The organism is Chitinophaga sp. (assembly GCF_036569185.1).
In the GTDB taxonomy this organism is placed as follows: Bacteria; Bacteroidota; Bacteroidia; order Chitinophagales; family Chitinophagaceae; genus Chitinophaga.
The window spans coordinates 1-23,304 of sequence record NZ_DATCRD010000052.1 but is presented as its reverse complement, the minus strand read 5'-3'; the positions used below and the strand labels follow the sequence as shown (position 1 = coordinate 23,304).

The following is a 23,304-nucleotide window of genomic DNA, read 5'->3' as shown; positions in this document are numbered from 1 at the left end:
CGTATGACAAAAGAAGAGATACTGCAGTATTTGCCCTATGCGCCGCCTTTCCTGTTTGTGGATGAACTGGAATATATCGATGAAGAAAAAGTAACGGGCATATTTACATTCCATGCAGATATGCCCTGCTATAAAGGACATTTTAAAGGGCATCCCGTTACGCCGGGCGTATTGCTCACAGAAGTAATGGCGCAAACAGGGCTGGCTTGTTTAGGTATTTACCTGTTGAAAGACGAAGTACATAAACAGTTACCCACGGTAGCTATGACGGCAGCGCACATTGATTTTTACCTGCCCGTGCCCCCGGGCGAAACCGTAAAGGCGCAGGCAACGAAAGTATATTTCCGGTTTAATAAACTGAAATGCCGCGTGTCTTTATACAATACTGCCGGCGCTTTGGTTTGCGATGGAATAATAGAAGGCATGATCATCAAAAAATAAAAATGAATAACAGGGTTGTCATAACAGGGTTAGGAGTAGTAGCGCCAAACGGTACAGGTGTAGCGGATTTCAGCGGGGCGATCAAAAAAGGTATATCCGGTATCCGTTATGACGAACGACTGGCCGCACTGAAATTTTCCTGCCAGATTGCAGGTATGCCCGATGTGCCCCTTACTTTACAGCAACAATATTTTGAAGAACTGGAACTGAAACAGCTGAACAGCTCCGGTATTATTTACGGCGTGATAGCCGGTATGGAAGCATGGGCCGATGCAGGCTTACCGTTAACAGCTGATACGCCCGACTGGGACAGTGGAACTATTTTTGGTACAGGTACTTCCGGTATTGATAAATTCCGCGAAGCTATTTATAAGGTAGATGATCTGCAGGTACGGCGTTTGGGCAGCACCGCAGTTACGCAAACAATGGCCAGTGGCATCAGTGCTTTCCTCGGTGGTAAACTTGGGCTGGGCAACCAGGTAACTACCAACTCGTCTGCCTGTACCACCGGCGCAGAAAGTGTGCTGATGGCGTACGAGCGTATTAAGTACGGACATGCTAAACGTATGCTGGCCGGCAGCACCAGCGATAGCGGTCCTTATATATGGGGCGGCTTCGATGCCATGAAAGTATCTACCTTTAAACATAATGAACAGCCGGAAGCCGGTTCCAGGCCCATGAGTGCTACAGCCAGCGGTATTGTTCCCGGCAGCGGGGCGGGAGCGCTGTTGCTGGAATCGCTTGATAGTGCCATGGAACGTGGGGCAACCATTTATGCGGAGGTGTTGGGAGGAAACATCAACTCCGGCGGGCAACGTAACGGTGGCAGTATGACTGCCCCCAATCCTTTAGCTGTACAGCGTTGCATTGCCGCAGCTCTTCAGCAAACGGGCGTACAGCCGGAAGATATCGATCTTATTAATGGTCATCTTACGGCTACCGGCAAAGATGCAGAAGAAATAGCAAACTGGTGTACCGCACTGCAGCGAAAAGGAAGAGACTTTCCTTACGTCAATGCGCTGAAGTCGATGGTAGGCCACTGTTTGAGTGCCTCCGGAAGTATTGAACTGGTAGCAGTGGCTTTACAGCTGAAGGAAGGATTCGTATCTCCCAATATCAACTGCGAAGACCTGCATCCTGATATCCAGGCGTTGGTAGACCGGGAAAGAATTCCGGAACAACTATTGTATAAAGACATAAATTTAGTAGCAAAAGCGAGCTTTGGTTTTGGAGATGTAAATGCTTGTATCATCCTGAAAAAATACCTGCAACCTTAAACAATCTAACATGGACAAAGAAACATTCATTGAGCAGTTAAGAGAAATAGTAAGGCCCTATGCTAAAAACCAGGAAGCACTGGCAACGATTGATGTTTCCACCGATTTTATCAAAGACCTCAAAATTAATTCCGCCAACCTGGTGGATGTGATACTGGATGTGGAAGAAAAATACGATATCGTTATCCAGAACGAAGAAATGGAACGCATGTTGAATGTGCAGGCGGCCTTCGATATCGTGGAAACCAAGCTAAGTGAAAAATGATCGGCAACGATATCATAGATCTCCGGGCGGCCGCTGTTGAAAGCCGTATTCACCGTAAAGGCTTCCTGGAGAAATTATTCCTCCCCGGGGAAATCAGGGCGATCCGTGAAGCGGCATCCCCGGCAACCACCATCTGGCTATTGTGGAGCTGTAAGGAAGCGGTATACAAAATAGTGCACCGCAATACCCGTGAAAGAAAATATGCACCGCAACAGTTTACCTGCCATATAACATCGCAACACATTGGTAAAATAACCGGTACCGTGTTGCATGATCATCACACCTATTACTACCAGAGCCTGGTCACTCACGATTATATCCATACCTGTGCAGCAACAGATGCTTGCCTGCTCCCGGAAACCCTTGTATTTACAGAACGGCAGCCGGCCGGTAACTATACCGGCTTTATGCAGCAGGTACTTTCAGCAAAGGAATTATTTTATAAAGATGAAATGGGAATACCGTATATCCTTCACCGTGAGGATGGCACGCGCCTGCCGGTTTCTGTGAGTCACCACGGAACCTGGTGCGGGATCGTAAAATTAAAGGAAGCATAGATGTTAGACTTCTATTTAATACCAGACATACAGCCAACACCCGGCTCCCCGGAATTCCTTGAGCACGTGGGAGCGCTGGATAGCCGCAGCTTCCGGCTGCTCAAAGAAAAGCAGTTCATACCGCTCCATTATGATTATTACACCGACTTCCGGTGGAACAGTGCCATCGTACAACAACTGGAAAACACCATCCTTAAAACAGCGCTGCAGGCCGATACTGATGTACAGCAACTGCTTGTATTGCTGCGTGCCGCCAGGGAAAGGCAAAGCGGGTTAATTGCCTATGCCGACTGACCGGCGGTTTAACATATGCCGCTTTATATCGTTTGTAACTCACCCCGAATCCTTCATAGGTAACTTTTCACACGCCAGTACCCTGTTTTTACAAGGCTTCTTTTAAATCCTTCTCACTAGATTAATTCAATAGTATGTATGTACATAATGGTAATAAAATACCAACATACGGTAAAATACTATTTAAATAGTGAGTAATTAAACCCGATCTTTACCAATATTAAACAACCAGATAGCTATAGTAATTGCCGGGTAAATTCTCCCCGGTACCAGACAGTGCACAATTAATTGCTGAAATTATGTTCCAACGTTGTGTCAGACTCACCATCTGCTCTCTTGCGTTTTTATCTGCGTGCAACAACGGCGATGCACCGGGAAATCGGCAGGAAAAATTACCTGAAATTGTAGACTACAATTTTGACATACGGCCTGTTTTATCAGACAAATGCTTTGCCTGTCATGGTCCTGATGCCAATAAACGGGAAGCCGGCCTGCGGCTGGATATTGCCGACAGCGCCTATAAAGCGCTGCGTGAAACACCGGGAGCGCATGCACTGGTGCCCGGCAACCCGATGGCCTCTGTATTGTACCAGCGTATCAGTACAACGGATTCCTCCATGCGCATGCCGCCTCCATCAACCAATATGACGCTGAGCAATTATGAGGTAAAGCTGATTGAGAAGTGGATCAAACAAGGTGCAAAATATAAACCGCACTGGGCGTTTGTAGCACCGGTAACACCCGCCTTGCCCAAAGTAAACAAGGAGAAATGGGCGCGCAACGAAATAGATTATTTTGTATTGGCCCGCATGGAAGAAAAAGGGCTGGAACCCAATCCTGCAGCAGATCATGAACGGCTGCTGAAGCGTCTTTGCCTCGATCTTACCGGCTTGCCGCCGTCACCGGAAAGAATGGAACGCTTTGCAAAAGACACCAGCGATGCAGGGTATGAACGTATGGTAGATGAACTGCTGGCCGACAGCGCCTATGGAGAGAAAATGGCGGTACACTGGATGGATGTAGCCAGGTATGCCGATTCGCACGGCTACCAGGACGATAACTACCGCACCATGTGGCCCTGGCGGGATTGGGTGATTCATGCATTTAATGAAAACCTGTCTTACAAAGATTTTATTACCTGGCAGCTGGCTGGTGACATGATCCCCGGCGCCACCCGCGAACAATTGCTTGCCTCCGGCTTTAACCGCAATCATAAGATCACCGAAGAAGGCGGTGTAATCGATGAAGAATACCGCATTGAGTACGTAACAGACCGCACCAATACTTTTGGAAAAAGCATGCTGGGCATCACGATAGAATGCGCGCATTGCCACGACCATAAATATGATCCCTTCTCACAAAAAGAATATTACGAGCTGTTTGCCTTCTTTAACAATGTAAAGGAAGTAGGCCTGCAATCTGTGGTGGGCGGCCCTGAAACCTATGCCAAAACGCCTTACATGGAGATCACGAAAGAAGATCTCAAAGGCGTGCTCAGCTTCATCAACAAGCAGGATACCAACCGCCTGATCGTATCTGTAATGGGCGAAAAAGATACGACACGAAAAACGTATATCCTTGGCCGTGGCAACTACGATAATCCCACGCTGGAAGTACAACCGGAAACACCACATGCCGTATTGCCGTTTGATGTAAAGCAATACCCGGCTAACCGCCTTGGGCTGGCCGGCTGGTTGTTTGATAAACGGAACCCGCTCACCGCAAGGGTTTTTGTGAACCAGCAATGGCAGGAAGTATTCGGCAGGGGCATTGTGAAAAGCACCGGCGATTTCGGGATGCAGGGCGATCTGCCAAGCAACCCGCAGCTGCTCGACTGGCTGGCGGTCGATTTTATGCAGCATGGCTGGAATATTAAACGGCTGATGAAACAAATGGTGATGACTACCACCTACCGGCAGTCGGCCATCATCTCCAAAGAGAAACTGAAAGCAGATCCTGAGAATATTTATCTCTCCCGTGGGTCACGGTTCCGTCTTACAGCAGAAGGTGTGCGCGACCTGGTGCTGAAAAGCAGCGGCCTGCTGGTGCCCGTAATTGGCGGTCCCAGTGTAAAACCTTATCAGCCAAAAGGCTTATGGGAAATGGCTACCTCCGGCAGGGGCATCCTGGCCACCTACCGGCAGGATCATGGCGAAAGCCTCTACCGCAGAGGGTTGTATACGTTCATAAAACGCACGGTGCCGCCTCCATCTATGATGATCTTTGATGCAAGCAACCGCGATCAGTGCGAAGTAAAGCGCGCCAATACCAATACGCCCCTGCAGGCGCTCATCATGCTCAACGATCCTACTGTGCTGGAAGCCTCCAGGGTACTGGCTTCCCGCCTGATGCAAAAAGATAACAATACCACCAACAACATAACACAGGCATTCCGTTTGATCGTTTGCAGAACGCCGCAGAAAAGCGAAGTTGATTTGCTGCAGAAATATTATGACCAGCAACAGCAGTTATATAAACAGCAGCCAGACAATGCGGTGAAGCTGCTGAAACATGGGGAATACCCGATGGCTGAGCACCTTGACAATGCTTCATGGGCTGCCATGATGCAGGTGATCACCACCATTTATAATATGGAAGAAACACTTTCAAAAACATAACGATCGTAAGTCACGCATAATAAAGGCCGATGAAAAACGAATTCATAGAACATCACCTGAACATGAACCGCCGCAAGTTCCTGTCCCGCCTTAGTTTGGGAGTGGGCAGCCTTGCGCTGGGCTCATTGCTGGTGCCTGATCTTTTTGGCAAAGGCAGCACGGAAGAAGCGCCCTTTATCCCGGGGATGCCGCACTTTGCACCCAAAGCCAAAAGGGTTATTTACCTGTTTCAGAACGGGGCGCCATCCCAATTGGAGAGCTTCGATTATAAGCCTAAGCTGCGGGAAATGATGGGGCAGGAGCTACCGGCATCTATCCGTATGGGGCAGCGCTTAACAGGTATGACCTCGGGGCAGTCGTCTTTCCCCCTGGTAGGCTCGCATTTCGATTTTAAACAGTATGGCGAAGCCCGTGCCTGGATCAGCGACCTGTTTCCCCACACGGCAGGAATAGTGGACGATATCTGCATTGTAAGATCTATGTTCACCGAAGCCATTAATCATGATCCCGCGCTTACTTTCTTCCAAACGGGAGCGCAGCAGGGCAATCGCGCCAGCTTTGGCTCCTGGATGAGCTATGGCCTCGGCAGTGAAAATAAGAACCTGCCCGCCTTCTGCGTGCTGTTATCAAGAGGTAAAGGAAACGGGCAGGGCGTATATTCAAAGTTATGGTCCAATGGATTTTTGGATAGCATCCACCAGGGCGTCCAGTTCAGCAGTGGCGAAAGCCCGGTACTGTACCTGAACAACCCTGAAGGCATTGATATGGCCAACCGCCGCCAGATGCTTGACCAGCTGGCTGCATTGAATGACCAGTCGTACAAAGAGTTCGGCGATCCTGAAATCAATACCAAGATACAGCAGTATGAAATGGCTTACCGTATGCAAACTGCGGTGCCGGAACTTACTGATCTCTCTAAAGAATCAGATGATATCATTAAGTTGTATGGACCGGATTGCCTGGTGCCCGGCACCTTTGCGGCAAACTGCCTGCTGTCCCGAAAGCTCTCTGAAAGCGGCGTGCGCTTCATCCAGCTATACCACCAGGGCTGGGATCAGCATGGCAACCTGCCCAACGAAATGGCCGGGCAGGCAAAGGATGTAGACCGCGCTTCTGCAGCGCTGATCACTGATCTGAAGCAACGTGGCCTGCTCGATGAAACACTGGTGATATGGGGCGGTGAATTTGGCAGAACCAACTATTGCCAGGGTAAGATGACCGCCGATAATTATGGCCGTGATCATCATCCCCGCTGCTTCTCTATCTGGATGGCCGGCGGCGGAGTAAAGCCGGGCATTGTTTACGGGGAAACCGACGAATTCGGGTATAACATTGTAAAAGACCCGGTGCATGTGCACGACTTCCACGCTACCATCTTACACCTGATGGGACTGGATCACGAAAAATTAACTTTTAAACACCAGGGACGCCGTTATCGCCTTACAGATGTAGCGGGTAAGGTAATCCCCGGATTAATGGCCTGATAAAATATTGTTATAATGGAAAGAAGAAAATTCATACAGTCGTCCGCGTTAGCAGCTGCCTCGTTTTATATTTCCCGCGATCTTTTTGCAAAACCCAAAGGACCGGTATATGGGCATAATGGTATGCGCTATGCGCTGGATACCAAATGGGGCACGCTCGACAGCAGCCGTTACCCTGTAAAGGATTGCCATGAAATGGTACAGGATAAAAAAGGCCGTATCATCCTGCTTACCAATGAAACAAAGAATAATATTCTCGTTTATAATAAGTCGGGCAAGCTGCTGGATAACTGGGGCCATGAATTCCCCGGTGCGCACGGGCTTACCCTGAGCAACGAAAATGGCACAGAGTTTCTTTTCATTACAGACACTGAAAAACACCAGGTATACAAAACTACCATGGATGGCAAGGTATTGCTTACCATCGATTATCCTGCTGAAACAGGCGTATATAAAAAGAAGGAAGAGTTTGTGCCTACAGAAACCACGGTAGCAGATAACGGTGATTTTTATATTGCAGATGGTTATGGTGCGCAATATGTAATGCGCTATGACCGGAATGGAAAGCTGCTGGGATATTTTGGAGGAAGAGGTGAGGGAGATGAGCACCTGGACAATGCCCACGGTATTGTGGTAGACCGTCGCAAGGGCACGCCTACGCTCATTGTTACCGACAGAACAAGGAATTGCTTTAAACGCTTCAGTCTTGATGGACAGTTACAGGAAGTAATAGCGCTGCCTGGTGCCTGTGTATGCCGCGCAGTGATAAAAGGAGATCACCTCTATGCAGCCGTGTTACGTTCTCCCAATATGGATGCAAACGCCAGCGGCTTTGTAACCATACTGGATAAAGACAATAAGGTAGTATCCAATATTGGCGGTACCGCACCGGTGTATACCAATGGAAAACTGCAGCCTATGCAGCAGGCGGAAAAAATATTTGTGCATCCGCATGATGTATGTGTGGACGACGATGAAAATCTGTACGTAGCACAGTGGGCATCCGGGAAAGTGTATCCATATAAACTCAGGAGGGTATAATGACCGTGAAACAGCCATCCAGGTGGCAAAGCGCAGGCAGCAGCCTGTTATTTGCCGGCAATATTTTTATCCTTTTCCTACTGATCTTTGGCAACCGGGTAGTATTACCTCCCTGGTTGCAGGTGTTGGGAAGAATGCATCCTTTATTACTGCATTTTCCCATTGTACTGATCCTTGTGGCAGGCGTGTTAACGTTTATCCGTTTACGTGAGCCTGCGGCTGAAGCATGGAAGCGGCAGCTGGCCAGCGCTTTGTTACTTGCAGGCGCGCTTAGTGCAGTCGTTACCGTTGTTATGGGGCTCTTCTTATCCGGTGAGGAAGGCTATAACGGCAGCGGCACTTTACAATGGCATAAATGGAGCGGCGTAAGCATGTGCTGGCTGGCTTCTTTATTATATTGGTTGGGACAGTGGCCGGTAAACCAGGCGGCGCTGCAGAAAGGAGGCATGCTTATCACAGCGGCGCTGCTGGTGATCACCGGGCATTTCGGCGCAGATATCACGCATGGTGAAAACTTTGTACTGGCGCCTGTAACTCCCGCGGGTAAAAAGCCGCAGGTGCCTTTTGACCAGGCGCTGGTATACGAGCACCTGGTGAAACCGGTACTGGAAGAAAAATGTATGAACTGTCATAACGCCGGTAAAGCAAAAGGTGAACTGGCCATGGAGCTGCCGGCGCAATTGCTGAAAGGAGGAAAGAGCGGTAAGTTGTTTGTAGCGGGTAAACCGGACATGAGCCTCCTGATGGAGCGGCTTCATTTGCCGCTGGATGCAAAAAAGCATATGCCTCCGGCAGGTAAGCCACAGCTCACGCCGGAAGAAACAGCACTGCTTTACTACTGGATCAAAGGCGGCGCTGATTTCAAAATGAAAGTAGCTGCATTGCCGGTACAGGATAGCCTGCGCTTATTGGCAACCGCTATGTTGCAGCCCGGCCCGTCGGCCGCCCCCGTATATCATTTTGCGGCGGCAGATGAAAAGCTGGTACAAAAGCTGAATAATAACTACCGTGTTATTTACCCGGTAGCGCTGAACGCAGCGCCACTGGTGGTAAACTGTTATAATAAAGATCAGTTTAGTAGTAAGTCGATCGAAGAACTACTGCCGCTGAAAAAACAGATCATTGAAATGCACCTGCAAAAAATGCCGGTACAGGATGCTGATCTGAACATTATCGCGCAGTTCCCGGAGCTCCGCGTACTGAACCTCAGCTTTACTAACGTAAAGGGGCAAACGCTATCTGCCCTGGCAAAGCTGCCACACCTGGAAAGCCTTTCCCTGTCGGGCACGCCCGTTACCCTGCAACAGTTGCAGACTTTGAAAAAGGCGCCTGCATTAAAAGAGCTGTACCTGTGGAACACAGCGCTCAGTCCTGCGGAACTGGATCAGCTGCCTGCTGCATTTAAACAGGTAGCTATTATCAAAGGGTTTAAGGACGATGGTAAAGAACCGCTGAAACTGAACCAGCCACTGCTGGTAAATAGCTCACCGGTTTTCCGTAGTACTGCCCAGTTGATGCTGAAGCATCCCATTAAAGGAGTGGATATCCGCTATACTACCGATGGATCTGCGCCTGATAGCGTGAGCTCACCGCTGTTTAAAGACAGTCTCCTGCTGCAAGGTAATGCCACCATCCGGGCTATTGCCTGTAAAAAAGGCTGGTATGCGAGCGACCCGGTACAGTTCAATTTTTATAAATCTTCGTATACCCCTGACAGTGTAGTGTTGCTTACCCAACCGGATGGCAGCTATGCAGGCAACGGCGCCAAAACTTTATGCGACGGGCAGAAAGGCGGCACCGACCAGGGCAACCAGAAATGGCTGGGCTATGTGAAGGAGCCGATGATAGCGATGTTGCTGTTTAAACAGCCCGTGCCCCTGCAATCAGTTTCGGTGGGCATCCTGAGAAATATTAATGGGTATATTTTTCCTCCCGCTAAACTGGAAATATGGGGTGGCGCAGATGCCCAACACCTGAAATTGTTGAAACGAATTATTCCCGCAGCAGGAAAAAAAGATGACCCTGCCGCCGCCATGGAAGTAGCGGGCACCTTCCCGGTTACCCATGTTTCCTGTGTGAAACTGGTACTGGATCCATTGTTGAAAATACCTGACTGGCATCCGGGTAAGGGAAACAGGGGATGGGTATTTGCAGATGAAGTGTTGTTTAATTAGCTGTTGTAAAAGCAAACGGCTACCTGGTAAAAGAGGGGGTAACGGAGCTGTGGAATAACAAAAGTAAATATTATCTTAACGCTTTATTATTCCACGTTTAATTGCTACACATGAGGTCCGGGTATCTTATTTTATTCCTTCTCTTTTTTTATCATCTGTCGTCATTGGCGCAACAGGTAAAGATTGCCTGCCTGGGCGCAAGTATCTGCGCAGGCGCACGGCTGCAGCATCCTGAAACAGAATCTTATCCTGCACAGCTGGGGAGGTTGCTGGGACCGGGTTACGAGGTAACCAATTATGGCGTAAGCAGCACCACTTTGCTGAAGAAAGGAGACCATCCTTATTGGAACACTCCTCAGTACAAAGCAGCGCTGGCGGGTAATCCGGACATTGTGCTGATAGACCTGGGCGGAAACGACAGCAAGCTGGTGAACCGGGTGCATCTTGATGAATATGAAGCGGATTACCGCGATATGATCCACGCATTCCGGGCCTTGCCCTCACATCCGCGTATCCTGCTGTTGCAGCCGGTTGTTTCTTTTGTAAAAGATACCACCCAGATCTGGGACCCGGTGATCAGGGAACAGATCTTGCCTAAAGTAAGACAGGTAGCTTATGATGAAAACGTGGAGCTGGTAAATTTAAACGCGTTGCTGATCGGCAAACCGGGGCTGATGCCGGACGGTATTCATCCTGAACTGGAAGGCACGAGGCTGATGGCCAAAACACTTTTTGAAGTGTTGCAACCGGTAAGGGATACGGCTTTAAACGTTATCAGTCATCTGCCCGGCAATAAAAAAATATCCTCCTTTTATGGTTACCGCTGTGCCGATTTTGATTTCAGGGGCCGTGCCTGTAAAGTGGTAGCGCCAAAATTTGCTGCTGCTGGTCATCCGTGGATCTGGAGGGCCCGCTTCTGGGGCCATGAACCACAAACGGATATTGCCTTACTGGAAAGAGGCTATCATGTAGTGTATTGCGATGTAGCAGAATTATTCGGCAACAGGGAAGCCGTACAGTTATGGAATGGTTATTATTCGTTGTTACACAAAGCTGGCCTGGCCCGTAAAGCGGTGATGGAAGGGATGAGCAGGGGAGGCGTATATGTATACAACTGGGCAGCGGAGAACCCGGACAAAGTAGCGGCGGTATATGTGGATAATCCTGTACTGGACTTGTGCAGCTGGCCGGGAAGCCAGTTTAAAAAGCAATTACCCAACCGGGGTGAATGGGAGGCTTTCAAGAAGGATTATGGCTTTACGTCAGACAGTGCGGCTATGAACTTTAAAGGAAGCCCGTTATACAAAACGAAGGAAATTGTAAAAGGAAGGTATCCCATGCTGCACGTACTGGCAGATGCAGATGAGGCAGTACCGCCGGGCGAAAACACGCTACCATTTGAAGAGAAAATAAAGGCGCTGAAAGGCAATATAACGGTGATGCATAAACCCGGTTTCGGACATCATCCGCATAGTTTCCCGGATCCCACGCCAATAGTGGATTTTATCCTGGCAGCGGTGAAGTAATTGTAATTGAACATTGAGCCTTCCGCCCATTCACAGAAGGCTCAATGTTACGCATTTATTTTACCAGCCATTCCAGTTTATACATCCCCCGGAACCTGTCGTACGTAAGCAGTTCCGCATCCCGCTTAAACAGGGCGTCCATCTTATCCGCCAGGGTTTCATGGGCAGGGAATGCCTGTTTTACATTCCAGGCTGTCAGTGTTTGTATTTTACCATTGGAAGCAGAGAAGTATGTTTTATACTGATCTTCCGGACCAGCCTTTGGAGAAGCGGGTATTTTTCTTTTATACAGCAATAATTGCGGGTTTTTATTCAGGATCTGGTAACTATGATTACCTTCTACCCGGTAAACATCTCCATTTGTTAGCTGATAAGCAAATATTTCATTTTTGTTGATATGAATATCTTTGCCGTTATGCTGCACCGTAACATAGCTTTTGGGCGCCAGCGTGTATAAATGAAGCCTGGGCGCTTTGTTGCTGTTGTCTTTGGTGTAACTCAGCCGGTCAGACAGGTAGTCGTCCATGGTGCTGTAAATACCCGTGATTTTCTTTTGTGCGTCTGCTGCTATATTGATGCACATCAATAAGCAGATCATGTAAAAAATTCTGCTACAGTATTGCATAGTCCAGGTGTTTTGGTGTTAGTTTAATTTAGCAAAAATAGCTGGAAATTTTTTGTAGAAATATGATAAAAATCAGTTAAAATCACGCGGATGTTGTCTGACGCGAATTTTGTCTGACTCAGGATTAAACTGATTACGCTGATTACACTGATTTGATTTTGTAATGATTTTTAAAAAGACTTGGGAGATTTAAGCGAATGTTTTCGCTCAAATCTCCCCAAATCTCTTTAAAACCAAAGTAATCAAATCAGTGTAATCAGCGTAATCATCAAAATCAGCGAGTCAGACAATATTCGCGTACAAAAACGGGGAGGATTAGTAATTTGTGTTGTATCTTCTGAGCTTAGTGAAATCAAATCAGCGTACTTTATGACCCCTGAAATATTAGAACAACAATTGCTGGACCGCTGGCTTACTGCCTATGATGAAATAAGCATGTTGCCGGAATATAAAGAACGGGTAGTTACCACCGTTTACGGGGAAATGTTGCTGTTCCCGGTATCGGAGTACGAACAAGGGGCTTTTCCCCCGGAGGAACACCTATCGTCGGAGTTTTCAACACACCACTCAACTATGTATGGATTGAATGCGGATGGAAATCCATGTTATATAAACAGTGGTGGGACATGGGAAGGGTTTTATAATTACAGGGAAAGTTATGTTGAGTATGTGGAGTTCCATATGGCGACACGCGTTCCCTCCTGTATCCAGCGACTGGAGTTCCGGGATGGATTGAAAACCAGTTATCAGTCACTTAGGCTTAATGGAAGATCCTGTATTCCTGATCTGGTGGGATTGCCCAGGGAGAAGATATTAAAAGGCTTATTGAAGAGTAAATATGAAATTATTTCTGATGTAGAATTGTTCCATTATGAAAACGGCCGTATTAAATGGGCCGATTGTTTGTACAACCTGCCGGGAACTGGCAAAGTACCAGGCAAGCAAATATACGGCTATAGTGAAGACGGAACACTCGATGAAATTGTAAGTACCCTTGAAGGCAGCACGCCGCAATATACCTATGTGAAGCCACCAGCGGGAATTACATTAAGTGAACTGTCGGACAGGGTAGCGCGATTGATGGCCACTGATATTATTACAACAATTGTGAATGCCAAACCTAAACATTCATTGGTTATACTGGAACTGGGATACAGGGAAGTAGCAAACTATCTTCCATTGCTAAAACTTATCACGGAGAAGGACTGGAAAAAAGCTGTTGAAGAAACGGGAGAAGAAGAATTGTTCAATGAACTGATGTTGTATAGTGACCATGATTTTACAGAAGTTCAGTGGAATACCGCTGAACGATTGGTACAAGCCTTTCTAGGCCAGGTGATAAAAGCCGGCGATTATGAAATAGCAAAGAAAATGATGCAGCGAACAGCCTGGTATTTAACAACCAACAAGCTCGATCGGAAAGTGGGGGTATCTGATCAATTTATTGCCTATGCCGTAGACTGGTCCCTAACCCCGGATGAGGTTGACGAAATACTTACTGCCTGCGGCATGCCGGAAGTCCAGCTCAAAGGCTGGAAAGAAAAAGGGATTATCTGAATATTATCTCCCTATCCGTTCCCCGCCGCAACTAATTACTGGCCGCCATCAGTAGGGTAAATATCAAATACGCCCCCTTTCATCAGATCGGTATGTAATAAGCGGGTGGTACTGTATCGCTTACCGTCCTTTTTAATGAAGCCAATAAACGCCGGTGCACGTTTGTTATCCACGTTGATGGTGGTAGTGGTATTGACGCCGGTATGGATCACGATACGATCAAACGTAGGAATAGTGATGGCGTATTCCGGCGCCACGGGATTTACCGGGTAAAAGCCCATCGCAGCAAACACGTACCAGGCGCTGATCTGGCCGGCATCATCATTACCGGATAACCCTCCCGGTCCTATGCCGTATTCCATGGCCCTTATTTCATAGGTTTGAGCAACGGTTTTCGTTTGGGCGTTTACGTAGTTATAAAGAAAAGGGATCTGGTGCCCCGGCTCATTGCCATGCCAGTACTGCTGTTGCAGGAAAAGACTATCCAGCGCCGCTTCAAATTTTTTGCTGCCGCCGTTTAGTTTGATCAGCCCGGGAATATCATGTGGTACATAAAACCCATACTGCCGTGGTGTTCCCTCTGTAATAAAAAACATTTTCCTGTCCCTGTCGGGATGCTCATACCATTTCCCTGAGGCATAGCGACCGTTTACATCCCCCAGTTGCGGGTCAAATACATTGGCATAATTACCGGCCCGTTTCTTCAGGGCCACATAATCTTTATGCCGGTTTAATGCCTTCGCAATGGTGGACAATGCGTAATCGTCGAATGCATATTCCAGTGTGCGGGATACCTGTTCGCGGTTGTGAAAGGCATACGGCACATTATCTTCCAAAGGTACATACCCGTATTTCAGGTAAGAAGATAAAGCCCTGCGGCCCTTGCCTTCTTTGTAATCGGCTGTGGCGGCTGTGTCAAAAGCATTTTGCCGCATCAGCCGGTAGGCTTCTTTGATATCATAGTTGCGGATCCCTTTGTTATAGGCAGATGCAATAAAAGGAATGGCATGATCGCCGATCATAGCGGCCGTGTAATTATTCCAGCAGGGGAAAATGGGAAGCCATCCGCCTTGCTGCCCTTTCAGGATCAGGGATCGCACCAGGTCGTTGATCAGCGCCGTGTCCAGGATTTCATACAACGGCAGCTGTGCGCGGTAAATATCCCACATGGAAAAATCGTCGTAGTAGTTGCCGGATGCCAGTTGCTTTACCTGGTACGACTGTGCAAAAGCAGGATAGGTGCCCTTTACATCGTTGAACAGTCGCGGGTGCTGCATGGTATGATACAACGCCGTGTAAAATATCTTTTTATTTTTTTCAGAAGAACCGGTTACTTCAATTTTACCCAGTGCTTTATTCCATACTTCATTACCTGCTGTGGTTTGTGCCTTAAAATCCCAGTGATTGATCTCTGCATTAAGATTTTCCCTTGCTGCTTCAATACTGGTGAAAGAAGTACCAATACGGATCCTGATCGCGCTGCCTTTATGCACATTGAATTTCACCGCGCAGCCAATCCCTGGTTGGTCTTTGATACTGTCGGCCGCCAGTATGTTGTTGTCCCGGAATACTTTGGCATCGCTGAAGTCTTCTTCAAACTGTACTACAAAGTAACCGCTGAACCCGGCAGGTTGGCCTTGTCCCTGGTAAATACGGAACGCGGGATTGTAGCCGGTGATTTCCTTCCGCTGCCGGTCGATATACACGGCGCCCTTGCCCCGGTCGCTGTTGGGCCGGATAATCAGGTAACCATCATCGTCATTGGAAAAGGTGAACTGCATCATGCTGCAACGCGCAGTGGCCGTCACTTCTGCCTTTATTTTATTTTTATCCAGCAGGATGCTGTAGTAAGCGGGAGTTGCTATCTCATTTGTTTTTACAAAGGGAGCAGCATAATCTGCAGGAAGCGTTTTAAGTTCTCCGCAAACCGGCATGATGGTCATACTGCCGTAATCCTGTGTACAGGAGCCGCTGAGCCAGTGTGTGCCGCGGAAACCGGTGAAAAGGGAATCGGTATAATAATAGGGCGCTATGCATTTTTGCTCGGTGAGCCGTGTTTGCGGCGTCCATTGCGTCATGCCGAACGGCGTACCAACTGCGGGAATAGTATTGGCCAGTTGCTCGGTACCGGCGCCGTGCACAAGCGCTGTAAGCGTAGTGCTTTTGGAGGTGCCGGTGAAAGGATCTACATAGGCCAACAGCTGGCTGGTTTGTGCCAAAGCACTACCCATACCAGCTGTTAAACATAAAATAGTAAAAACGGTGCTACGTGTCATTAATATCCCTTGTTTTGTTTGATCTTATCCCTGTTGATGTCTATCTGGCTTTGCGGCACTGGTATTACCATGTTATCGGCAGTAAGATCGGCTACTAACCTGATCTGTGCTTTTTTACTGTTGAGCACCGGGATAGCTCTGCCGGTGCGTACCAGGTCGTACCAGCGATGTCCTTCAAACGCCAGTTCCACCCGCCTTTCATTTTCTATGGCCAGCCGGAACGCTGCCTGGTCGGGCACATCGGCGGCTGTTTTATTTCCGAGCCCTGCTCTTTTACGGATGCTGTTCAGGTAAGTGAAAGCCTCACCGCCGGCCTGGTAGCCAACTTCATTGAGGGCTTCCGCATACATCAGCAGTACATCTGCATAGCGGATCACGGGGAAGTTATTGCCATTATCATTTTTAGTGGCAGGTACATCAAAGTACTTCTTCACAAAATAATAATTTACAGTGGCGCCGCTGGCATTTACATAGGAAGTGGCCATGGAAAAATTCTTTCTCACATCGCCGGCCTCATAAGCGTTTTCCATATCAGGCGTGGGTTGGTTGTTACCATCGCCGCCGAACATGACCACGGCATTACCGGAGTTTTCAGGGGCAAATGAATTAGGCAGGGGGTTACCTTCTTTCACACCACCTGATTTGTATTGCACGTCAAAAACGGATTCCCTGTTATTTTTCTTTGCCACATCAAATACATCGGCGTACTTATCCAGTATGGCATAAGCGCCGGAGCTGATCACTTCTTTGAGCTTTGCGGCAGCTTCGGGATATTTATGCTCTGTAAGCAATACCTTTCCCAGCAAGGCTTTGGCCGCTCCGCTGGTGGCCCTGCCAATGTCGGCGCCGGTATAGCTTACCGGTAATGCGGCTTCAGCGGCCTTCAGGTCGGCCTCAATCTGTGCATACACATTGGCGGCCGGATCGCGGGTGTATTCATAGGCCTGGTCGGCGTTGGTAATTTCGGTAACCACCAGTGGCACATCGCCAAAGGAACGGACCAGGTTAAAGTACACCAGCGCACGGAGGAACTGTGCTTCCGCAGTGAAGCGTTTCTTCAGCGAATCGTTCATGGCGATGGGCGTAATCCTTTGCAGGATGGTATTGCTGCGGGAGATGGATTTGTAGCTATCGTTCCAGCGTGCAGCCACAAAGGGGTTGGTGGTTTTGATATAGAAGCGGTCAAATTCATCCTGGTCTGTTACAGAACCGGAGGGCACCGGGAAATTGTTGTCGGATGGAATATCGCCGTATATGTATGCGTTACCAAACACGCCGCCGGCCTGCAGCGAGCCGTAGTTGGCGTTGAGCGCATTTTTGAAATCATCTGCCGTTTTATAAAAGTTTTCGGTGGTAGCGGTAGAAGGCGGAAGCTGTTCAAGGAAGCTCTTTTTGCAGGCGGTAAATGAAACAGCTGCTGCCAGTAGTATGTATAAATAATTTGTGCGCATGTTCTTTAATTTTTTAGCAAGATCAGAATCCAATGTTTACTCCCACTACAAATGTTCTGGCGAGTGGATACCGGCCATAGTCTACACCGCTGGTTAAAGCGCCTTCGTAATTGCTTACTTCAGGATTGTAGTTCAGGTAGTTGGTAAAGGTGTACAGGTTTTGTGCGGATAAATAGATCCTGGCCTGTTGTACCCGGATATGCTGTAATAATTTTTCGGGCAGTTGGTAGCCAATGCTTACGTTCTGGATACGGAGATAGCTGGCATCTTCCACCCAACGGTCGGAGATGGCGTTATTGTTGCCGGTGGTGCGTTGGTTGGCACGCGGAACAACGCCGTTGCCTGGTTTATCTTCCGACTGCCAGCGGTTCAATACGGTAGTAAGCTGGTTCTGTCCTCCTTCCAGGTTCTCAAAAAAACGGCGGCTGAGGTTCAGTATTTGTCCGCCTTGCTGCCCCTGGATGGCCACCATCAGGTCGAAGTTCCTGTAACGGAAAGTATTGGTTAAACCGTAAATAAAGTCGGGCTGACTATTCCCTATTATCGTGCGGTCATCTGCAGTGATCTTTCCATCTTTATTTACATCTTCAAACTTCACATCGCCTGGCCTGGAAGTAGGATCGTGCGGATATTTATCCAGGTCGGCCTGGTTCTGGAAGATGCCTATCTGTTTGTATCCATAGATATTACCGATCGGTTTGCCGATGATAGTGATATTGGTTTCATTCACGCCAGAATTGCTGCGGATGGGATCTCCGGTAGGGCCCAGCGCCGTAACGGTATTACGGTTAAAGGAAAGGGCGGCATTGGTGTTCCAGGTAAAAGCGCCGGTGAGGTTGCGGGTGGCGAGAGAAAACTCCCATCCTTTATTTTCCATGGCGCCGATATTTTTCACGGCTGTACTGAAACCCGTGATGGTAGGCACGTTTACAGCCAGCAGCAGGCCATCGGTATTTCTTTTATAGTAGTCGATGCCGATCACGATCCTTTCATGGAATAACCCGATATCGGCGCCGGCATCAAACTGTTTGCTTTTTTCCCATCCCAGTTGGGCGTTGCCCAGCGTGGCGGCGCCAAGCCCGTTTACCAGCGAATTGTTGAAGCTGTAGTTATCTGCAGCGAGCGTAGCGAGGTAAGGGTAGTTGTCGCCGAACTGGTTATTACCTGCCAGGCCGTAGCTTACCCGCAATTTACCGTTGGAGATCGCCGGTATATTTTTCATAAACGGTTCTTCCGTGAACACCCATCCCACGGAGCCGGCGGGGAACACGCCCCACCTGTTCTCGCTGCCGAAAATGGAAGATCCATCTGCACGCAGGGATACATTGGCGATGTACTTTTCCCTGTAGTTATACGTAGCGCGGCCAAAGTAGGAGGTGGAGGTACTGGCCGTTTTGAAAGAGTATACGCTGCTTGGCAGCCCTGCCGCATTCAGCGTAGGCACTACATCGTTGGCATAAGCGGTACCAACTGCCGAGCTTTTCTGGTATTGCAATTTATACGCTTCCATACCTACCAATACATCAATGTTATGAGCGCCGGTAGTTTTGGTATAGCTAAGGGTCTGGTTAAACAGCCAGCTGGTGGTTTGATCAGTAGAATCTGCTCCTACAGCCTGTGTAGGCGGCAGCAGCTGGTTCAACGGCAAACGGGAGGTTTTATAGGTGCTTCTCCTGGTAGATCCTACGTTGAAATTACCGGTGGCACGGTAGGTAAATTCTTTCCAGTTATAGGATGCATACACATTGGTAAGCAGATTGGTGGTGATCAGCTCATTTGGATTTTCGGTAATGTTGGCTACTGGATTGGTGACACCGGGCCAGCCATAAGGTACTGCCAGTGCTGCTTGTGAAGAATAGGCGCTATGATCGGCATTCCAGATGGGCGCCATAGGTACGGAAGATAAGGCGGCATTGATGATACCGTTGTTAGCCCAGTGGCCATCGCTGTTTACATCATTCTGGATTTTATACACCGGGTTGATGTTGGCGCCCAGCTTGAAGCGCTCAGTCACGTTGATGTCTACATTGGCGCGGATAGAGTAGCGGTCCAGTGTAGACTGTTCCATGATCCCATCCTGTTTCAGGTAACCACCTGTTACAAGGTACTGCGCATTATCGTTGCCACCACTGGCAGTTACCTGGTAGTTGTTGATCATTCCTTTACGGAAAATCATATCCTGGTAATCGTAGGTAGGCATGGCAGCCAGTTTCTGCGGATCGTCGAAGTTGAACCAGTCGTACAGGTCGCCCCGTGGGTAACGGTACCGCAAGTACGAAGAGGGCCTTGCGCTGTTAGGATCTGATATATTGGCGCCGGGCACATTATCGAGATAAGCGTTGTTGGAGGCTTCTTTGGAGAATTCGGCAAACTGTTGTGAGTTCAGGATATCTATTTTTTTAGACAGTTCCTGGAATCCCGTATATACGTCGGCGTTAAACTTCGTTTTGCCGGATTTACCCCGTTTGGTGGTTACGATCAACACGCCGTTGGAACCTTTGGAGCCGTAGATAGCGGTGGAAGACGCATCTTTCAGCACATCAATGCTTTGAATATCGGTGCTGTTGAGATTACTGAAAACGCTGGCGTCCACAATATTTCCATCCACTACAATAAGCGGGTTGGTACCTGCGGTGATAGAGCCAAAGCCGCGTACTTTAATGGCTGGCGTAGCGCCGGGAGCGCCGCCTGTTTGCTGTACCACTACGCCGGGAATTTTTCCCTGCATACCGGTGGCCACATTGGAGAGGGGCATGTCGCGCATTTCGGCCATGGGCACAGAGGCGATGGCAGCAGTCACATTTCTTTTCTTTTGGGTACCATATCCCACTACGATCACGTTGTTGAGTGAGCGGGTTTCTTCCTTCAATATAATATTCAGTGGCGTGCTGCTGCCGGCGGCTATTTCAACGGAAGCATACCCTATCATGCTGAAAACAACAATGGTTTTTTCGTCGGGCACACGGATGCTGAAGTGGCCGTTGACATCCGTAATAGCGCCACCGCCGCCATTTTTAATGGTAATGGTTACATTGGGCAGCCCGTTCCCCTTTTCATCGGTTACCTTCCCGCTTACGGTGATCACCCTTGAGGAAGATGACGGGGGATCGATGCCGTGTTTTTCGGTGATCACGATGGTGTTGCCGTTCAACGACCAGGCCAGGCTGGTATTTTCCAGCAGGAGATTGAGTGTTTGTAGTACCGACCTGCGTTCCGCCGGCAAAGTAATGTTGTCATAGGGAGAGAGCTGGGCCGCCACATAAGCAAATTTAAAAGCGCTTTGCTGCTGGATCTGCCGGATCCCATCTTTAAGTGGTTGCCGTTTGAGGTTCACGGTAACGTCTACATCTTCCAATCGCTGCGCTTTCCCGGGAGCAGCAATCAGCATATTGATGCTGAAAAGAAAAGCAGAGGCGAGTAAGCAACTTAATTTCATATAATACGCAAACGTTCGCTGTGGGAAAAGGCGTAGCCTTCCCCTGATAAGAAATTTCATACCTTTGGGTAGTTTTTAAATGTTTACCTAAATGTTTAAGACAACCGGCTATACTAACTCGTCCTTAGTATAGCCTTTTTTAAAATCGTTTATCCAGCCAGATAATACTGTCCTGTCCTTTTTCCCATTGAGCATGCGTTAGCTCGCAGATTACGTCCAGCGCCTGTTTCATAGGGTCGTTGATAAAATTGCCAGTGAATTTTTTTGTCCGCAGGGATTCATCCCTGAGCCTGATGTCAATACCATAATATTTGTTGATCAGTGGAATAGCTGCTTCAAAGGAAACGTCTTCAAATACCGGCTCGTCTTTTTTCCACACCAGTACTTCTTTCATATTGGCTTTGGTAACCAGTGGCGCAACGGCGGCTTTATCCAGTATGAGCTGATCGCCGGGCAGCAGTTCGGCAACGATGGCTTTATTCTCTTTCTGTATCTGTACTTTGCCGGTGGTAACGGTAACGGCTATAGGAGAAGCATCTCCCGTTGCCCTGATATTGAAAGAGGTGCCCAGCACACGGGTTATAATGTTGCCGGTATGCACCAGGAATGGTTTGTTTTTATCGGGGGCCACGTTAAAGAAAGCTTCGCCTCTCAGGTATACTTCCCGGTTGCGGCCTTCAAAGGCAGGAGGATAGTCCAGCTGGCTGTTTTCATTCAGCGTTACCACGCTGCCATCCGGAAGGTTAATTATTTTATTGGAGGTATGCTGTGCTTCAGGCAGCGCGGCAGTAATAACGGGGGTGGGCTTTGAAACCGGCAGCAGCCACCAGGCGCTGAAAATGGCCAGTACAACGGCAGCGGCTATCGCTATCTTTTTGTAGAACGGGTGGCGCTTTACGGTCATTACTTTGAGCATATCAATTTCGCCTTCCCGGATCTTTCCCTGCAGGCGGGTATACAATTGCTCCCACATAGGCTCCTGCGCCTGCTCCGGCGTGCGTTCCCACAGCGCGGCCAGCTCCTGCGATACCAGGTCGTTTTCCGATAGTTCCCCCATCAGCGCCCAGAATTCTTCCAGCTCCGGCGGGGTACATTCGCCCGACAGGTATTTTTGCAGTAATAGTTTTAATCTTAACGGATTAGACGACATATGCCAGTTATATAACTGTTATGACGACAAAAAGAAGGGGGTAGTACTAATCAATCTGAAAATAAATCTGACAGCAGTAACAAGTACATAAAATGGGTAATATGGTTATTCTGCAGGTACTGTTTAATAATTTTCAGGCTGTCGGTGATAGTATTTTTAACAGTATTACGGGATAAATTCAATTCAGTGGCTATTTCTTCATGGGTCATTCCTTTTTCCCTGCTGAGGGTGATCATCAGGCGGCGCTGGGGCGATAATTGCTTGTATGCATTGTCCAGGATCTCCCTGCATTCGTTGTTCAGCAGGCTGTAATCGGCGCTTTGTTCCTGGCCGGCTTCCATTTGCTCCTGTACCAGCTTTTGTAAACGGGCGTTCCTGGCAGCCAGTTTAAAGAAGTCCATGGCTTTATTGTAAGCTACTTTGTAAAGGAAGGCATCCATATGCTGGATATTGGTGATCAGCTCCCTGCCTGTCCACAGTTTCAGGAATACATCAATGACAATTTCTTCCGCCACCTCCCTGGATTTGGTGATGGTGATAAGGTAGTGATAGAGCTTCTTCCGGTGTTGTTCAAAAAGTTGTTTAAAGGCAGCTTCATCCCCTGCAGCGATTTGGCTCAGTAATTCTTTTTCATTATACATGGAATGCTTCTCTTAGTTGATATCAGGAACGTGGTCAGACAAATATATTTTTTTTCCGGAGAATATTTTAAAAAATCGGGGAGATGGGGTAGGCTCTATGGGCGCATCAATAAAATCGATGCGCGGTTGCCGGCAAACAAAGAGAATCCGCTTAATTTGCAGCTAATGAACGATCATAATATGACAGCACCGATAAAACTACTGGCTATCTGCGGAAGCACCCGGCAATCCTCCTCCAATCATCATCTTATCAGGGCCATCACGGAGTTGTCTGCCGGCACATTTGCGGTGCAACTGCTGGAAACCCTTACAGATATACCGCATTTCAACCCCGACCAGGATCTGGACCCTGGCATGGCGCCCGAAGCCGTACAACATTTCCGCGCCCAACTGGCAGGAGCTGATGCGGTACTGATATGCACGCCTGAATATGCTATTGGTGTGCCAGGGACACTTAAAAACGCCATCGACTGGACGGTATCCTCCATGCA

Annotated in this window: 18 protein-coding genes; 12 read left to right on the top strand and 6 right to left on the bottom strand. The window is 48.4% G+C overall.

Annotated elements, in window-relative coordinates:
* The first annotated feature begins 3 nt into the window (after nt 1-3).
* From VIM72_RS03835 to VIM72_RS03790, 10 genes are all read left to right on the top strand, one after another.
* On the top strand, nt 4-441 hold the full coding sequence (locus VIM72_RS03835; RefSeq protein ID WP_332001546.1) for a hydroxymyristoyl-ACP dehydratase: 438 nt from the start codon (nt 4-6) through the stop codon (nt 439-441).
* Between the two features lie 2 nt (nt 442-443).
* Entirely contained in the window at nt 444-1,718 is a 1,275-nt protein-coding gene (locus VIM72_RS03830) for a beta-ketoacyl-[acyl-carrier-protein] synthase family protein (protein WP_332001545.1), read from the top strand.
* A 10-nt stretch (nt 1,719-1,728) separates the two neighbouring features.
* Complete coding sequence (locus VIM72_RS03825) at nt 1,729-1,983, top strand: acyl carrier protein (RefSeq protein ID WP_332001544.1); 255 nt, start codon at nt 1,729-1,731, stop codon at nt 1,981-1,983.
* Nucleotides 1,980-2,540 carry a 4'-phosphopantetheinyl transferase superfamily protein gene (locus tag VIM72_RS03820; RefSeq protein WP_332001543.1) on the top strand — a complete coding sequence of 187 codons (561 nt, stop codon included), beginning with the start codon at nt 1,980-1,982 and terminating at the stop codon, nt 2,538-2,540. The genes VIM72_RS03825 and VIM72_RS03820 overlap by 4 nt, the downstream gene beginning before the upstream one ends.
* Nucleotides 2,541-2,834 carry a hypothetical protein gene (locus VIM72_RS03815; protein WP_332001542.1) on the top strand — a complete coding sequence of 98 codons (294 nt, stop codon included), beginning with the start codon at nt 2,541-2,543 and terminating at the stop codon, nt 2,832-2,834.
* 299 nt (nt 2,835-3,133) lie between these two features.
* Nucleotides 3,134-5,452: a PSD1 and planctomycete cytochrome C domain-containing protein gene (locus tag VIM72_RS03810; RefSeq protein WP_332001541.1), complete on the top strand. Its 2,319-nt coding sequence runs from the start codon at nt 3,134-3,136 to the stop codon at nt 5,450-5,452.
* A 29-nt stretch (nt 5,453-5,481) separates the two neighbouring features.
* Nucleotides 5,482-6,936: a DUF1501 domain-containing protein gene (locus tag VIM72_RS03805; RefSeq protein WP_332001540.1), complete on the top strand. Its 1,455-nt coding sequence runs from the start codon at nt 5,482-5,484 to the stop codon at nt 6,934-6,936.
* A gap of 15 nt (nt 6,937-6,951) precedes the next feature.
* The gene (locus VIM72_RS03800; protein ID WP_332001539.1) at nt 6,952-7,977 is read left to right on the top strand and encodes a 6-bladed beta-propeller; all 1,026 of its coding nucleotides are present in this window, start codon (nt 6,952-6,954) and stop codon (nt 7,975-7,977) included.
* The gene (locus VIM72_RS03795; protein ID WP_332001538.1) at nt 7,977-10,151 is read left to right on the top strand and encodes a c-type cytochrome domain-containing protein; all 2,175 of its coding nucleotides are present in this window, start codon (nt 7,977-7,979) and stop codon (nt 10,149-10,151) included. Before VIM72_RS03800 ends, VIM72_RS03795 begins: the two co-directional genes overlap by 1 nt.
* A 110-nt stretch (nt 10,152-10,261) precedes the next feature.
* Nucleotides 10,262-11,677, top strand: coding sequence for a GDSL-type esterase/lipase family protein (locus tag VIM72_RS03790; protein WP_332001537.1), 1,416 nt, complete (start codon nt 10,262-10,264; stop codon nt 11,675-11,677).
* A 55-nt stretch (nt 11,678-11,732) separates the two neighbouring features.
* On the opposite strand, the gene VIM72_RS03785 is transcribed toward VIM72_RS03790, so the two are convergent.
* Nucleotides 11,733-12,275 carry a hypothetical protein gene (locus tag VIM72_RS03785; RefSeq protein WP_332001536.1) on the bottom strand — a complete coding sequence of 181 codons (543 nt, stop codon included), beginning with the start codon at nt 12,273-12,275 and terminating at the stop codon, nt 11,733-11,735.
* A gap of 396 nt (nt 12,276-12,671) precedes the next feature.
* On the opposite strand from VIM72_RS03785, the gene VIM72_RS03780 reads away from it, so the two are divergent.
* Entirely contained in the window at nt 12,672-13,859 is a 1,188-nt protein-coding gene (locus VIM72_RS03780; RefSeq protein WP_332001535.1) for a hypothetical protein, read from the top strand.
* 35 nt (nt 13,860-13,894) lie between these two features.
* On the opposite strand, the gene VIM72_RS03775 is transcribed toward VIM72_RS03780, so the two are convergent.
* From VIM72_RS03775 to VIM72_RS03755, 5 genes are all read right to left on the bottom strand, one after another.
* A complete protein-coding gene (locus tag VIM72_RS03775) occupies nt 13,895-16,090 on the bottom strand; it encodes a GH92 family glycosyl hydrolase (RefSeq protein ID WP_332001534.1) in 2,196 nt (731 codons plus the stop codon).
* 44 nt (nt 16,091-16,134) lie between these two features.
* The gene (locus VIM72_RS03770) at nt 16,135-17,586 is read right to left on the bottom strand and encodes a RagB/SusD family nutrient uptake outer membrane protein (RefSeq protein WP_332001533.1); all 1,452 of its coding nucleotides are present in this window, start codon (nt 17,584-17,586) and stop codon (nt 16,135-16,137) included.
* 22 nt (nt 17,587-17,608) lie between these two features.
* Nucleotides 17,609-21,082 carry a TonB-dependent receptor gene (locus VIM72_RS03765; protein ID WP_332001532.1) on the bottom strand — a complete coding sequence of 1,158 codons (3,474 nt, stop codon included), beginning with the start codon at nt 21,080-21,082 and terminating at the stop codon, nt 17,609-17,611.
* Nucleotides 21,083-21,161: 79 nt separating this feature from the next.
* Nucleotides 21,162-22,172: a FecR family protein gene (locus VIM72_RS03760; RefSeq protein ID WP_332001531.1), complete on the bottom strand. Its 1,011-nt coding sequence runs from the start codon at nt 22,170-22,172 to the stop codon at nt 21,162-21,164.
* 50 nt (nt 22,173-22,222) lie between these two features.
* Complete coding sequence (locus tag VIM72_RS03755; protein ID WP_332001530.1) at nt 22,223-22,813, bottom strand: RNA polymerase sigma-70 factor; 591 nt, start codon at nt 22,811-22,813, stop codon at nt 22,223-22,225.
* Between the two features lie 180 nt (nt 22,814-22,993).
* Between VIM72_RS03755 and VIM72_RS03750 the strand changes: the two genes are divergently transcribed.
* A partial coding sequence (locus VIM72_RS03750) for an NAD(P)H-dependent oxidoreductase (RefSeq protein ID WP_332001529.1) occupies nt 22,994-23,304 on the top strand: 311 nt, incomplete at its 3' end.

Bases quoted from the DNA above. Each gene is read 5' to 3' on its own strand.
- VIM72_RS03835 (WP_332001546.1), top strand. From the start codon at position 4: ATGACAAAAGAAGAGATACTGCAGTATTTGCCCTATGCGCCGCCTTTC.
- VIM72_RS03830 (WP_332001545.1), top strand. From the start codon at position 444: ATGAATAACAGGGTTGTCATAACAGGGTTAGGAGTAGTAGCGCCAAAC.
- VIM72_RS03825 (WP_332001544.1), top strand. From the start codon at position 1,729: ATGGACAAAGAAACATTCATTGAGCAGTTAAGAGAAATAGTAAGGCCC.
- VIM72_RS03820 (WP_332001543.1), top strand. From the start codon at position 1,980: ATGATCGGCAACGATATCATAGATCTCCGGGCGGCCGCTGTTGAAAGC.
- VIM72_RS03815 (WP_332001542.1), top strand. From the start codon at position 2,541: ATGTTAGACTTCTATTTAATACCAGACATACAGCCAACACCCGGCTCC.
- VIM72_RS03810 (WP_332001541.1), top strand. From the start codon at position 3,134: ATGTTCCAACGTTGTGTCAGACTCACCATCTGCTCTCTTGCGTTTTTA.
- VIM72_RS03805 (WP_332001540.1), top strand. From the start codon at position 5,482: ATGAAAAACGAATTCATAGAACATCACCTGAACATGAACCGCCGCAAG.
- VIM72_RS03800 (WP_332001539.1), top strand. From the start codon at position 6,952: ATGGAAAGAAGAAAATTCATACAGTCGTCCGCGTTAGCAGCTGCCTCG.
- VIM72_RS03795 (WP_332001538.1), top strand. From the start codon at position 7,977: ATGACCGTGAAACAGCCATCCAGGTGGCAAAGCGCAGGCAGCAGCCTG.
- VIM72_RS03790 (WP_332001537.1), top strand. From the start codon at position 10,262: ATGAGGTCCGGGTATCTTATTTTATTCCTTCTCTTTTTTTATCATCTG.
- VIM72_RS03785 (WP_332001536.1), bottom strand. From the start codon at position 12,275: ATGATCTGCTTATTGATGTGCATCAATATAGCAGCAGACGCACAAAAG.
- VIM72_RS03780 (WP_332001535.1), top strand. From the start codon at position 12,672: ATGACCCCTGAAATATTAGAACAACAATTGCTGGACCGCTGGCTTACT.
- VIM72_RS03775 (WP_332001534.1), bottom strand. From the start codon at position 16,090: ATGGGTAGTGCTTTGGCACAAACCAGCCAGCTGTTGGCCTATGTAGAT.
- VIM72_RS03770 (WP_332001533.1), bottom strand. From the start codon at position 17,586: ATGCGCACAAATTATTTATACATACTACTGGCAGCAGCTGTTTCATTT.
- VIM72_RS03765 (WP_332001532.1), bottom strand. From the start codon at position 21,082: ATGAAATTTCTTATCAGGGGAAGGCTACGCCTTTTCCCACAGCGAACG.
- VIM72_RS03760 (WP_332001531.1), bottom strand. From the start codon at position 22,172: ATGTCGTCTAATCCGTTAAGATTAAAACTATTACTGCAAAAATACCTG.
- VIM72_RS03755 (WP_332001530.1), bottom strand. From the start codon at position 22,813: ATGTATAATGAAAAAGAATTACTGAGCCAAATCGCTGCAGGGGATGAA.